Source organism: Craurococcus roseus (assembly GCF_039523795.1).
Classification (GTDB): Bacteria; Pseudomonadota; Alphaproteobacteria; order Acetobacterales; family Acetobacteraceae; genus Craurococcus; species Craurococcus roseus.
In genome coordinates, this window is record NZ_BAAAFZ010000028.1 from 102,736 (window position 1) to 114,663 (window position 11,928).

The following is an 11,928-nucleotide window of genomic DNA, read 5'->3' on the forward strand; positions in this document are numbered from 1 at the left end:
GCCCCGGGCGCCCTCAGCCGTCCCTGTGCGCCGCCATGTTGGGGGGCGTCGCGGCGGCTTGCCGTTCTATGTGCGGATCGAGCGCGGCGACGAACCGTGCCCGGGCGATGTCCAAGGCTTCGGCGGCCCGACGGAGGCCTTCATCCCCAAAGAACCAGACCTGCCTGAGCAGGCGGATGGCCTCCGAAGGGTCGGCGGCCGCCGCCGCGTCCCGCACCGCCCCCGTCAGGTGCCGGCGCTCCGCCTCGGCGGCTGGGCCCGCGCCGCTGAATTCGAGCCCGGCCACCTCGCCGTGCGCCCAGCGGCGCAGGGCCGGGTGGGCCGTGCCGTCGTGGAACCGCAGCGCGAACACCTGCGGCAGCGGGATCGGGTTGCCGAAGCGGATCCGGGCCCCGGCAGTCGACATGTTCTCGACGATGCAGTCGATGGCCACGCCGTTGAAAACGACCTGCGCACGCTTCAGCACGGCCTTGCGACCTTCGCCGCGCTTGTCGGCGGCGGCACCGTCCGCCCCCGTGCCGACCGGGGGCTCGTCCCCCACCACCTCATGCACGATCGTCCTCCATCTCCGCGAGCCACAGGCGGCGCCACGACCCGACCGATGCGCGAGCAGACATTGCGCGTACAAAGGTTGAGGTTTCCTTGCGGATCGGACGGGTCGCCACCGACGGCGCCGAAACTAAGGCACGCCATGAGAGCGATTTTGTAACGAAAGCGCGCACGCGGTGCCCATCGAGCACTCGTCAGCGAAGGCCCGCTCGAGCGAAAGACCTGTTTGGACCGGACGGAAGGTTTCGGCCGGTCACGTCGGCCGGTGCAGCCCCTGCCCGGCCAGAAGCCCCGTCACGCCCGGACCGAGCCCCATGGCTTGGCGCGCGAAGGCCCGCTTCAGCGCCGGTATCCGGTCCACCGCCGCGATCCCGAGCCGCCGCGCTACCCGCACCGGGGCGAAGTCGTTGCCGAACAGCCGCTCCAGCGCGTGCATCCCGGACAGCATCAGGAGCGTGTCCGGCCGCCGCCGCGCCTGGTAACGCGCCAGCACCGCCGGCGCGCCCGGGTCGCCGCCGCCGTTCCAGGCCTCGATCACACCCTCCGCCAGCGCCGCCACGTCGCGGAAGCCCAGGTTGAGCCCCTGCCCCGCGATCGGGTGGACGCCGTGCGCCGCGTCCCCCACCAGCGCGAGTCGCGTGTCTGCCCAACGCGAGACGTTCATGGCGGAGAGCGGGTAGGACCAGCGCCGGCCGATGGGCCGGATCTCGCCCAGGTGGTCGCCGAGCCGCCGCCGCAGCTCGCGGCCGAACTCGGCGTCCGGCAACGCCAGCATCCGGCGCCCGACCGCGGTGCGGTCCGTCCACACATAGGCGGAGGCGTGCGGCAGCGCCGAGGTGCCGAAGTTCCCGGGCCCGCTCAAAGGCAGTTGGGCGAAGGGGCCGTTCGGCAGGAACTGCTCCAGCGCCACGTTGCGGTGGGGCCGCTCGTGCGCGAAGGCGCCGACCATGCCGATCTGGCGGTAGTCCAGCACCGCCGCCCGGATGCCGGCTTCGCGGCGGGTCGGGCTGTCGCGCCCTTCGGCGGCGACGACCAAGCGGGCACGGATGGTCTCGCCCGAACGGAGGCGCACCGTCGCGCCCTCCGCGCGCCGCTCCACCGACGCCGCTTCGGCCGGGGCGAAGACGCGCAGGTTCGGCAAGAGCGGCAGCCGCGCGTTGAGTGCGACGCGGAGGTTGCGCGCCTCCACCATGAAGCCGAACGGCTCCGGCCCGACCTCCTCGGCCCGGAAGTGGAGCGACAGCCCCGAGGCCCGCTCGCCCGGCCGGCCGTCGGCGACGCGGATGTCCAGGATCGGGCAGGGCGGCACCGGCAGCCGGTCCCAGACGCCCGCCGCTTCCAAGAGCCGCTTGGAGGTGAGCGCGATGGCGTAGGCCCGCCCATCGAAGTCCTGCAACTCCATAGGCGGCAGCGGCTGGCGGTCCACCACCGCGGTCGGCAGGCCGGCGGCGGCGAGGGTGGCGGCGAGGGTCGCGCCGACCGGCCCGGCACCGAGGACGCAGGCGGCGACGTCAATCGTGTCGGTCATCTCGAACTCATGCCACCGGGCTCCGCGGGGGTCCATCCGCCTCACATGTGGCCGCCATCTGCACAAATGAAAGGCAATCCGTGTCGCGCCAACCGCAAGTCCGTGACGGTCCGCCGGTTCGGCTCTGGCACGGATTTTGGAACTCTCCTGCGGGATGCCTACAGGGAGACTACCCGGCCATGAAGCTGGTGATGGCGCTGATCAAGCCTTTCAAGCTCGACGAGGTGCGCGAGGCGCTGACCCCGCTCGGCGTGCAGGGGCTCACCGTGACGGAGGTGAAGGGCTTCGGCAGGCAGAAAGGCCAGACGGAAATCTACCGCGGCGCCGAGTACCAAGTGAGCTTCCTGCCGAAGATCAAGATCGAGGTGGTGGTGCCCACCGCGCTGGTGGACGGCGTCGTGGAGGCCATCGCCAAGGCCGCGCGCACCGACAAGATCGGCGACGGCAAGGTGTTCGTGCTGGACGTGGAAAGCGCGCTCCGCATCCGCACCGGCGAGACCGACGAAGCCGCCATCTAGCGCAAGACCAACACGGAAGGACCGCAGAAGGATGAAGAGGATGCCCGCACGCGCCGCGCTGGCGCTCGCGGCGACGGCGCTGCTCGCCGCCGCGCCGGCCCTGGCCCAAGACGAAGCCGCGACGCAGAAGATCGACACCGGCGACACCGCCTGGATGCTCACCAGCACCGCCCTGGTGCTGCTGATGACCATCCCCGGCCTGGCGCTGTTCTACGCCGGCATGGTGCGCAAGAAGAACGTGCTCGCCACCATGATGCAGTCCTTCACCATCACCGCGCTGGTGACGGTGGTGTGGATGGTGGCCGGCTACAGCCTGGCCTTCGGCGAGGGCAACGCCTGGATCGGCGACTTTTCGCGCGTCTTCCTGGCCGGCCTGGGCGAGACCTGGGACAAGCCCTTCTCGCTCGGCAGCGGCGACTCGGCGGTGGCGACCACCATCCCCGAGTCGGTCTTCCTGATGTTCCAGATGACCTTCGCCATCATCACCCCGGCGCTGATCACCGGCGCCTTCGCCGACCGGATGCGGTTCAGCGCGCTGGTGCTGTTCAACGTCCTCTGGTCGCTGCTGGTCTACGCGCCGGTGGCCCATTGGGTGTGGCACCCGAACGGCTGGATCTTCGCCCTTGGCGCGCTCGACTTCGCGGGCGGCACGGTGGTCCACATCAACGCCGGCGTGGCGGGGCTGGTCTGCGCCGTGGTGCTCGGCAGGCGCGTCGGTTACGGCAATGACAACATGGCGCCCTACAACCTGAGCCTCGCGGTGATCGGCGCGGCGCTGCTGTGGGTGGGCTGGTTCGGCTTCAACGCAGGCTCCGCCGTCGGCGCCGGCGCGCGCGCGGGCATGGCCATGCTGGTGACGCAGATCGCGGCGGCGGGCGCGGCGCTCGCCTGGATGTTCGCGGAGTGGGCCACCAAGGGCAAGCCCAGCGTGCTGGGCGTGATCTCGGGCGCCGTCGCGGGCCTCGTCGCCATCACCCCGGCGTCCGGCTTCGTGCTGCCGGGGCCGGCGCTGCTGATCGGCGTGGTGGCCGGGCTGTCGGGCTTCTGGGGCGCCACGGCGCTGAAGCACATGTGCGGCTACGACGACAGCCTGGACGCCTTCGGGGTCCACGGCATCTGCGGCATCGTCGGCTCGCTCATGGTCGGCTTCCTCGCCTACGGCCCGCTCTCGGCCACGGCGGCCCTGCCCGAAGGCAGCCCGGGCAACCTGGAGCAGTTCATGAAGCAGGCCTACGCGACCGCGGCCGTGTTCGCCTTTTCCGCCATCGGCACCTTTGTTTTGCTGAAGGTGACGGACGTGGCGGTGGGCCTCCGCGTGCCCGAAGAGGAAGAGCGCGAGGGCCTGGACGTCACCCAGCACGGCGAGCGGATCGCCTGAGCACGGCGGGAGACGGCGCGGGCGGCGGAGCCAGCCGCCGCCTGCGGCCCCCTCCCGCCGGCGGTCCAAAGCACCCCACCCGCAACGAAGATGCGCAACGCGGCCGGCGGCGTCCGCCCGCAAGGAGACGAGAGATGCTTTGGGTTTTCGACAGCGTCAGGCGGTGGCGGCTGGGCGGATCGGCGCTCGCCGCGGGGCTCGTGCTGGCGCTCGCCGGCGAAGCCGCCGCGCAGGCCACCACCGGCCCCGCCACCGACGTCGGCGTCCCCGCCGGCAACACGGCGGAGCAGGCGTCCCCGACGCCGGGCACCGCCATCCCCGGCACCGGCGTCACCATGACCGGCCTCGGCGCGATAGCCAGCGACTACCTTTTCCGGGGCATCAGCCAGACGAGGAACAACTGGGCCTTCCAGGGCACCGTGGATTTCGAGCACGAAAGCGGCGTCTACGTCGGCGCGTTCCTGACCAACGCCAAGTTCCTGGCGTCGCCCTACAACGACACCCGCCAGGAACTCGACCTCCTCGCCGGCTACCGGTTCGAGGTGGCGGGCGTGAAACTCGACCTCGGCTACGTCGCGTACCTGTATCCCGGCCAGGACAAGGCGCCCGGCGGCCAGCTCAATGAGTTCCAGGAGGTGGGCGTCAAGGCGAGCTACACGCTCGACCCCGTGAAGCTACAAGCCGCCTTCTTCTATTCGCCCAACTACTTCGGCCGCTCCGGCGACGGCTACTACGTCGAGGGCGGCCTGGACGTAACGGCGCCGCTCGGCTTCACCGTCATCGGCCGCCTCGGGTACCAATGGATCGAGCGCGAGGCGTTTTTCGGCACTCCCGACTACCTGTGGTACGCGGTGGGCGTGCAACGCGAGATCTTCGCCGGCATCAACGTCGCCGTCGGCTTCTACGGGACGGACATCAGCAAGCGCGATTGCGCGCCGGTGGTGGACCGCGCCAGCGGCGGGCAGCGCATCTGCGGGCAGCGGGCGCTGGTGACGTTCAGCCGGGCGTTCTGACGAAGCGGGCGCCGGGGGACCGGCGCCCTTTCAGCACCCGCTTGGCAGGATGGCGAGTTCTTCCATCCGGCCGTTCACGCTGAACTCGCCGAACTCCATCTTCAAGTCGTCCGCGACGCCGTTCTCGAAGTAGCGCAGACCCACTTCGTAATCGGGCGCGCTGGCGCCGCCGCCGTCCTTGGCGTCCTTGCCGCGGTCGAAGAAGGCCACCCGCATCCGCGCGCTGCCGAGCGTCGAGAGCGCGGGGAACCGGCTGTTCGACTGCGCCGCCTGCCAGCCGGAGATGACCGTGGTGGTGTCCTGCGCCCCGTCGGGGCTGGTGCCGTCGAACAAGGGCGTCACCAGCATACGCGAGCCCGACCGCGCCGCCGCGAGCGAACGGATGGTGTGGAGCATCGGCAGCAACGTGCCCGGCGGCAGCGCCTCCTCCTTCGGCTGCGGGTCCACGTAGCGCGCGCGCCCGGAGCCGTTGGGCGCCACTTCGGCCTCGCCCGAAACCCGCTGGGACACCGCGCCTTGCGAGGTCTGGGTCAGCGAAAACCGGATGGTGCGCCCGTCCTTGGTCTCATAGGTGGAGTAATCGGACGCGCTTTCGACCACCTGCCCGTCGCGGTCGGTCAGGACCAGCGTGAAGCGCTGGCGGGTGGCCCAACCGTCGCAGGCGTCCACGACCTCGTAGACCATGACGCCGTCGGCACGGGCGACGGCGTTGTCGCGGGAGCGGTCGAGGGTGAGCTTGTAGCCGGCACGGTGCGCCGCCATCGCCTCCGCCCCGGGCTCGGCCGCGGGCGCGACGGAGGGCGCAAGCCCCAGCATGCCGGCGGCGGTGGCGAGCACCGCGGTCGGGAGACGGCGCATGGGGTTCTCCTTCGGGATCATGCCGCTCAAATTAGGAAGCCTTGCTGCTTGCCGCACCCCGCCCCTCGCCTTTCTGCGGCGGCAGGTCGAGTCGGATGTGCAACTCTTTCAAGCGGGACGGCTCCACCGGGGCCGGAGCGCCCATCATCAGGTCTTCCGCCTGCTGATTCATTGGGAAGAGGATGACCTCCCGGATGTTGGGCTCGTCCGCCAACAGCATGACGATGCGGTCGATGCCGGGGGCTGAGCCGCCGTGCGGCGGGGCGCCGTAGCGGAAGGCGTTCAGCATGCCCCCGAACCGCTCTTCCACGTGCTCGGCCGCGTAGCCGGCGATGGCGAAGGCGCGGAGCATGATGTCCGGTCGGTGGTTCCGGATGGCGCCAGAGGACAGCTCGATCCCGTTGCAGACGATATCGTACTGGAACGCCTTGATGTCGAGCGGGTCCATGCCGTCCAGCGCCTCCAACCCGCCCTGGGGCATGGAGAACGGGTTGTGGCTGAACTCGATCTGACCAGTCTCCTCGTTGCGCTCGTACATCGGGAAATCTGTCACCCAGCAGAAGCGGAAGGCGTCCTTCTCGACCAAGTCCAGTTCAGCGCCGAGGCGGGTGCGTACCTGCCCGGCGAATTTGGCAGCCGCCGCCGGTTTGTCGCAGGCGAAGAACACCGCGTCGCCGTCGCCGAGCCCGCAAACCTCGCGGATGGCGGCGGCGCGCTCCGGCTCCAGGTTGCGGGCGATCGGGCCGCGCGCCTCGCCGCCTTCGAAGGTGATGTAGCCCAAGCCGCCTGCGCCCTGCTCCCGTGCCCACTCGTTGAGCTTGTCGAAGAAGGACCGCGGGTTGCCGCCGGCGCCCGGCGCCGGGATGGCCCGCACCACGGCGCCCTTGTCGATGTTGCGGGCGAAGAGGCCGAAGGCGCCGCCCCGGAAATGCTCCGTCACGTCCTTGATGCGGATCGGGTTGCGGAGGTCCGGCTTGTCGGAGCCGAACTCCAGCATCGCCCGCTCGAAAGGGATGCGCGGGAACGGCGCCGGGGTCACCGCGCGCTTGGTCCCGGAAAAGTCGCTGAATTCCTCGAACACGCCCGTCAGCACCGGCTCGATGGCGGCGAAGACGTCTTCTTGGGTGACGAAGCTCATCTCGAAGTCGAGCTGGTAGAACTCGCCTGGGCTCCGGTCGGCGCGGCTCGCTTCGTCGCGGAAGCAGGGGGCGATCTGGAAGTAGCGGTCGAAGCCCGCCACCATGCAGAGTTGCTTGAATTGCTGAGGCGCCTGGGGCAGCGCGTAGAAGGTGCCGGGGTGCAGGCGTGAGGGCACAAGGTAGTCGCGCGCCCCTTCCGGGCTGGACGCGGTGAGGATCGGCGTTTGGAACTCGGTGAAGCCGGCCTCGATCATGCGGCGGCGGATGGAGGCGATGACGCCCGCGCGCAGCATGATGTTGCGGTGCTGCCGCTCCCGTCGGAGGTCCAGGAAGCGGTAGCGGAGCCGCAGGTCTTCCGGGAATTCCGCCTCGCCCGCGACCTGGATCGGCAGCACCGCCGCTTCCGATTGCACGGAAAGCTCGCGCACCCGCACCTCGACCTCGCCGGTCGGGAGCTTCGGGTTCACCGTCGCGCCCTCGCGCCGCACCACCTCGCCCGTGACCGTCACCACGCTCTCCGGGCGCAGCGCGTCGGCCACGGCGAAGACCGGGGAGCCCTGCCCCACCACGCACTGCGTCAGGCCGTGGTGGTCCCGGAGGTCCATGAACAGAACGCCGCCGTGGTCGCGCTTGCGATGCACCCAGCCGGACAAGCGGACCGTCGCGCCGGCGTCCGAGGCGCGCAGCGCGGCGCAGGTGTGGGTGCGGTAGGCGTGCATGGCGGCGGAACCCGGATCTGCTGGGAAAGTCGGGCAGAGAGGGTTTCCGCAGGGCGGAAGTCAACCCCTGAGCGACGCGCGGCCGGCCATCGAGCGGTCAGGACGCCCCGTGCCGCAAGACGCTCTCGATGTCCAAGGTGGACCGGCGGCCGATGTCGTGCCCGTGCGCCTGGATGAACCGCTCCGCGCAGCGCCGCCCCTCGTCGCGCAGGAACACGAGGAAGTCCCATTCGGCGTTGAGTTTGGACGAGTACCCCAGGTCCAGAAGCTCGTCCGACGAGATGCGATGGACGCGCATCCTGGCCCAGAGCGCGCCTTCGCAATCGCCGGGGTTGGCCACGTCCCGGAGCAGGTCGATCATCTTCAGCTCCTTCAGCAGGGTGGCGTTGAAGGAGACCTCGTTGACGCGGTTGTTGATTTCGCGGGCGGTGCGGGGGACGCCGGGGCGCTCCACCGGGTTGATCTGGACCAAAATGGTGTCGTCGGACGAGCAGTCCCGGACCAGGGGCGTGATGGTCGGGTTGCCGGAATAGCCGCCGTCCCAATAAGCCTCGCCGCCGATCTCCACCGCCTGGAACAGGAAGGGCAGGCAGGCGGAGGCGAGCAGGACGTCCGACGTGATCCGGGCATTCTCGAAGATCTCGCCCTGGCCGGTTCGGACGTTGGTGGCGGTGACGAAGAGCCGGGTGGGCGCCCGCGCCAGCCGGTCGAAATCGACGGCCTCCGCCAGCACATCCTCCAGCGGGTTGGTCCCGACCGGGTTGAGCTGGTAGGGCGAGACCAACCGCGCCGTCAGATCCAACGCGATGAAGGCGGGCGAGGTATCGAGATCCCAGCGGCCGAGCAACACGTCGAGCGGGCTGCGCCGGATCGGGCTGAACCTGGCCGCGCGCGACACGGCGGACCAAAACCGCTCCAGCGCTTCCCGCGCGCCCTCCGCCCCGCCGGCCGCGTGCCCGTCCGCCAGCACGGCGGCGTTCATGGCACCGGCGGAGGTGCCGGAGATCGCCTCCATCTCCAGCCAAGGCTCTTCCAGCAGGCGGTCCAGAACGCCCCAGGTGAAGGCGCCGTGCGCGCCGCCGCCTTGGAGCGCCAAGTCCACCAGGACGCGGTTGCGCCGCAGCGGCGGGATGGACGCTCTTTCGGGCATGGCGGCGCCGCTCCGGGTCAGACCGGGTCGGGGCCGACCGCGGCCGCGGTGCCGGGCTTGGCCCCGGCCGCGCCGCCCCCGGCGGGTTGCGCCGGCGCGGCGGCGGCCGGGGCGGCGCCCATGTCTTGGCGCTGGGCCTGCGACAACGCCGCCTGGAGCCGCTGCTCCTGCTGCGGCGACAGCGAGGAGCGGATCACCCGCCCCTGGAAGCCCGCCGCCGTCATGTCGGCCAGGACCTTCTCCGGCTGCACCTTCCGGATCAGCACGAAGAGGGCGGAGGTGTTCGGCTGGAGCGTGTCGCCGATGGAGCGAATCAGGTCATCGTCGATGCCGTAGTCGCTCAAGCTGCCGGCGAGCGCCCCGCTCCCCGCCCCGACCGCGGCCCCGGCCGCGAAGCCCAGCAACGGGTTGAGGAACAGAAGTCCCACCAGCGATCCCCACAGCGCGCCCGACAGGCTGCCCTGCGCCGCACCCAGGCCGACCAGGTTGACGCTCTGCTTGATCCGCACCGCCCCGTCGGGCGTGCGGATCGCCACCACCGCGTCCTCCAGGTCGATCAGGTGCTCCTTGCTCAGGCGGACCAGTTCGGTCAGCGCCCGGTCGGCTTGCTGGGTGTCGTCGAACCCGACCACGACCAATTCGGACATGCGATCCTCCTCTCGAATGCGCCGCAAGCGCGAGGCCCGGCCCTGGGTTTCCGGCTGTCCCGGAACGGTCAGGCGGCCGCGCTCGCCGCGTCCAGCGCTTCCATGGCTTCCCGGTCCAGCTCCAGGCTCGCAGCCTTCACCAGTTCCGCCAGTTGCGCCTCGCTGGTGGCGCTGGCGATGGACGCCGTGATGCCGGGCTTCGCGGCCTGCCACGCCAAGGCGACCTGCGCCGGCGTGGCGCCGAGCCGCGCCGCCGCCTCGTCCAGCGCCGCCAGCACCTTCATGCCGCGCGGGTTCAGGTACTGCTTGGCGTTGCGGGCGCCGCGCGGGCTTTTCCCGAGATCGGCCTCGCTCCGGTACTTGCCGGTGAGGAAGCCGGCGGCGAGGGCGAAGTAGGGGATCACGCCCAGGCCCTCTTCCCGGCAGAGCGGCAGGAGGTCCGCCTCGATGCCGCGCTCCATCAGGTTGTGGTGGGGCTGCAGGCTCTGGAAGCGCGGCAGGCCGTGGCGGTCGCTAGCTTCCAGCGCCGCCTTCAGGCGCGGCGCGGTGTAGTTGGAGGCGCCGATCGCCCCGATCTTGCCGGCCTCCATCAGCTTGGCGAAGGCGCCGAGCGTGTCCTCCAGCGGCGTCGCCTCGTCGTCCCGGTGCGCTTGGTGGAGGTCGATCCGCTCCACGCCGAGGCGCTTCAGGCTGGCGTCCACCGCTTGGTTGATCCAGGTGGGCGAGAGGCCTTTGCCTTGGCCGGGCATCTCCATGCCGCATTTGGACAAGATGATCACGTCCCGGCGGCGGGCGGGGCCGCTGGCCTTGAGCCACTCGCCGATCATCGTTTCGGACTCGCCGCCCGTGTGGCCCGGTGCCCAGGCGGAATAGACGTCGGCGGTGTCGATGGCGTTGAGGCCGGCGTCCACCATGGCGTCGAGCAGGCGGAAGCCGGTGGCCCGGTCCACCGTCCAGCCGAAGACGTTGCCGCCGAAGATCACCGGCGGGACCTCGATGCCGGATTTGCCCAGGCTGCGCTTCCGCATGGCGTGCCGCTCCTTCCCCGTCGGGGCCACTGTGGCGCGGCGGGCCGGGAGGGCCAAGGCTCCGCTTTCCCTCGCCCCGGCGCGCGGCTAGAAGGGCGGCACATGAGTCGCCGCGTCCCGGCGCCGGAGTCCGTTCCGGCGCTCGTCACCACCTCCGCCGAGCTCGCCGACCTCTGCCAGCGCCTGTCCTCCGAGGCCTTCGTCACGGTGGACACGGAGTTCATGCGGGAACGGACCTACTGGCCCGAGCTGTGCGTCGTGCAGCTCGCGGGCGAGCGCGAGGTGGCGGTGGTGGACGCGCTGGCGCCCGGCCTCGACTTGGCGCCGCTCGGCGCCCTGCTGGCCGACCCCGCCGTGTGCAAGGTATTCCACGCCGCACGGCAGGACATCGAGATCTTCCTGCTCCGCTTCGGCGCCGTGCCGACACCCCTTTTCGACACGCAGGTCGCCGCCATGGTCGCGGGCTTCGGCGACCAGGTCAGCTACGACGCCTTGTGCCGGGCCTTGGCTGGCGTCGCCATCGAGAAGGGGCACCGCTTTTCCGATTGGTCGGCACGCCCCCTGTCGCCGTCGCAGATCGCCTACGCCGCGGCCGACGTGACCCACCTGCGCCGCGTCTACGCCGGGCTGCGCGAGCGCTTGTCGCACGAGAACCGGCTCGAATGGGTGGCCGAGGAGATGGCCGCCCTGGGCGACCCCGCCGCCTACCGCGTGGACCCGGAGACGGCGTGGGAGCGGCTGAAGGCGCGCACCAACAGCCGCCGCGCGCTCGGCATCCTGCGCGCTGCCGCGGCATGGCGGGAGCGGGAAGCGCAGCGCGTCAACATCCCCCGCCAGCGCTTGGTGCGGGACGAGACCCTGTTGGAGCTGGCCGCGACCGCGCCGACCACCCCGGCCGAGTTGGCGCGCGCCCGGGGCATTTCGGAAGGCTTCGCCCGCGGCCGCAGCGGCGCCGGTCTCCTGGCTGCGATCGAGACCGCCAAGGCGTTGCCGGACGCGCTGCTGCCGCAGCCGCCGCGCGACCGCCACGGCCCGGTGCCCTCGCCCGCGCTGGTCGCCTTGCTCAAGGTGCTGCTCGCGGCGAAGAGCGAGGAGCACGACGTGGCGCCGCGCCTGCTCGCCAACGGCGAGGAGCTGGACCGCTTGGCGACGGAGGACACGCCGGACGTGCCGGCGCTGCACGGCTGGCGGCGCACGGTCTTCGGCGAGGCGGCGCTGGCGCTGAAGCAGGGGCGGCTGGCGCTGGGCGTCGATGGTCGGCGGGTGAAGCTGATCGGGGCGGACTGATTCTCGCCGCTCGAGCTTTGTTCCTTACTGCTGCACCACCTTACTGTAGTACTTCCTCACCTCCCGACCGGCCCTCTCGGAGCGACAGGCGCGGGTCGGTCGGACATCGGCGGT

The 11,928-nt window shown here is 71.1% G+C and carries 10 protein-coding genes and 1 pseudogene; 4 read left to right on the forward strand and 7 right to left on the reverse strand.

Features of this window, described 5'->3' with window-relative positions; translation table 11 throughout:
• Positions 1–13 precede the first annotated feature (13 nt).
• On the reverse strand, positions 14–553 hold the full coding sequence (locus ABD067_RS11660) for a hypothetical protein (RefSeq protein ID WP_343895463.1): 540 nt from the start codon (positions 551–553) through the stop codon (positions 14–16).
• Between the two features lie 249 nt (positions 554–802).
• Positions 803–2,077 carry a UbiH/UbiF/VisC/COQ6 family ubiquinone biosynthesis hydroxylase gene (locus ABD067_RS11665; RefSeq protein ID WP_343895464.1) on the reverse strand — a complete coding sequence of 425 codons (1,275 nt, stop codon included), beginning with the start codon at positions 2,075–2,077 and terminating at the stop codon, positions 803–805.
• Positions 2,078–2,256: 179 nt separating this feature from the next.
• Here ABD067_RS11665 and ABD067_RS11670 point away from each other — a divergent pair, with 179 nt between their 5' ends.
• The 3 genes from ABD067_RS11670 (at position 2,257) to ABD067_RS11680 (ending at position 4,986) form a co-directional block, all read left to right on the forward strand.
• Positions 2,257–2,595: a P-II family nitrogen regulator gene (locus tag ABD067_RS11670; protein WP_343895465.1), complete on the forward strand. Its 339-nt coding sequence runs from the start codon at positions 2,257–2,259 to the stop codon at positions 2,593–2,595.
• Positions 2,596–2,626: 31 nt separating this feature from the next.
• Complete coding sequence (locus tag ABD067_RS11675; protein ID WP_343895466.1) at positions 2,627–3,973, forward strand: ammonium transporter; 1,347 nt, start codon at positions 2,627–2,629, stop codon at positions 3,971–3,973.
• Positions 3,974–4,107: 134 nt separating this feature from the next.
• Positions 4,108–4,986, forward strand: a complete 879-nt coding sequence (locus ABD067_RS11680; protein WP_343895467.1) for a TorF family putative porin — start codon at positions 4,108–4,110, stop codon at positions 4,984–4,986.
• A gap of 30 nt (positions 4,987–5,016) precedes the next feature.
• Here ABD067_RS11680 and ABD067_RS11685 read toward each other — a convergent pair whose 3' ends face one another.
• The 5 genes and pseudogenes from ABD067_RS11685 to ABD067_RS11705 all read right to left on the reverse strand — a co-directional run bounded on the left by ABD067_RS11685 (position 5,017) and on the right by ABD067_RS11705 (position 10,527).
• Entirely contained in the window at positions 5,017–5,844 is an 828-nt protein-coding gene (locus tag ABD067_RS11685) for an EipB family protein (RefSeq protein WP_343895468.1), read from the reverse strand.
• Positions 5,845–5,875: 31 nt separating this feature from the next.
• Entirely contained in the window at positions 5,876–7,702 is a 1,827-nt protein-coding gene (aspS, locus tag ABD067_RS11690) for an aspartate--tRNA ligase (protein WP_343895469.1), read from the reverse strand.
• Positions 7,703–7,799: 97 nt separating this feature from the next.
• The gene (locus tag ABD067_RS11695) at positions 7,800–8,852 is read right to left on the reverse strand and encodes a patatin-like phospholipase family protein (RefSeq protein WP_343895470.1); all 1,053 of its coding nucleotides are present in this window, start codon (positions 8,850–8,852) and stop codon (positions 7,800–7,802) included.
• A 137-nt stretch (positions 8,853–8,989) separates the two neighbouring features.
• Positions 8,990–9,499: pseudogene (locus tag ABD067_RS11700) on the reverse strand (DUF1269 domain-containing protein); the annotation flags it as partial.
• Positions 9,500–9,567: 68 nt separating this feature from the next.
• On the reverse strand, positions 9,568–10,527 hold the full coding sequence (locus tag ABD067_RS11705; protein WP_343895471.1) for an aldo/keto reductase: 960 nt from the start codon (positions 10,525–10,527) through the stop codon (positions 9,568–9,570).
• Between the two features lie 102 nt (positions 10,528–10,629).
• Here ABD067_RS11705 and rnd point away from each other — a divergent pair, with 102 nt between their 5' ends.
• Positions 10,630–11,814 carry a ribonuclease D gene (gene rnd / locus ABD067_RS11710; RefSeq protein WP_343895472.1) on the forward strand — a complete coding sequence of 395 codons (1,185 nt, stop codon included), beginning with the start codon at positions 10,630–10,632 and terminating at the stop codon, positions 11,812–11,814.
• Positions 11,815–11,928 lie beyond the last annotated feature (114 nt).

Excerpts from the sequence above, each read along its gene's own strand:
- rnd (WP_343895472.1), top strand. The coding sequence starts at position 10,630 with ATGAGTCGCCGCGTCCCGGCGCCGGAGTCCGTTCCGGCGCTCGTCACC.
- ABD067_RS11665 (WP_343895464.1), bottom strand. The coding sequence starts at position 2,077 with ATGACCGACACGATTGACGTCGCCGCCTGCGTCCTCGGTGCCGGGCCG.
- aspS (WP_343895469.1), bottom strand. The coding sequence starts at position 7,702 with ATGCACGCCTACCGCACCCACACCTGCGCCGCGCTGCGCGCCTCGGAC.
- ABD067_RS11695 (WP_343895470.1), bottom strand. The coding sequence starts at position 8,852 with ATGCCCGAAAGAGCGTCCATCCCGCCGCTGCGGCGCAACCGCGTCCTG.
- ABD067_RS11680 (WP_343895467.1), top strand. The coding sequence starts at position 4,108 with ATGCTTTGGGTTTTCGACAGCGTCAGGCGGTGGCGGCTGGGCGGATCG.
- ABD067_RS11705 (WP_343895471.1), bottom strand. The coding sequence starts at position 10,527 with ATGCGGAAGCGCAGCCTGGGCAAATCCGGCATCGAGGTCCCGCCGGTG.
- ABD067_RS11675 (WP_343895466.1), top strand. The coding sequence starts at position 2,627 with ATGAAGAGGATGCCCGCACGCGCCGCGCTGGCGCTCGCGGCGACGGCG.
- ABD067_RS11685 (WP_343895468.1), bottom strand. The coding sequence starts at position 5,844 with ATGCGCCGTCTCCCGACCGCGGTGCTCGCCACCGCCGCCGGCATGCTG.
- ABD067_RS11670 (WP_343895465.1), top strand. The coding sequence starts at position 2,257 with ATGAAGCTGGTGATGGCGCTGATCAAGCCTTTCAAGCTCGACGAGGTG.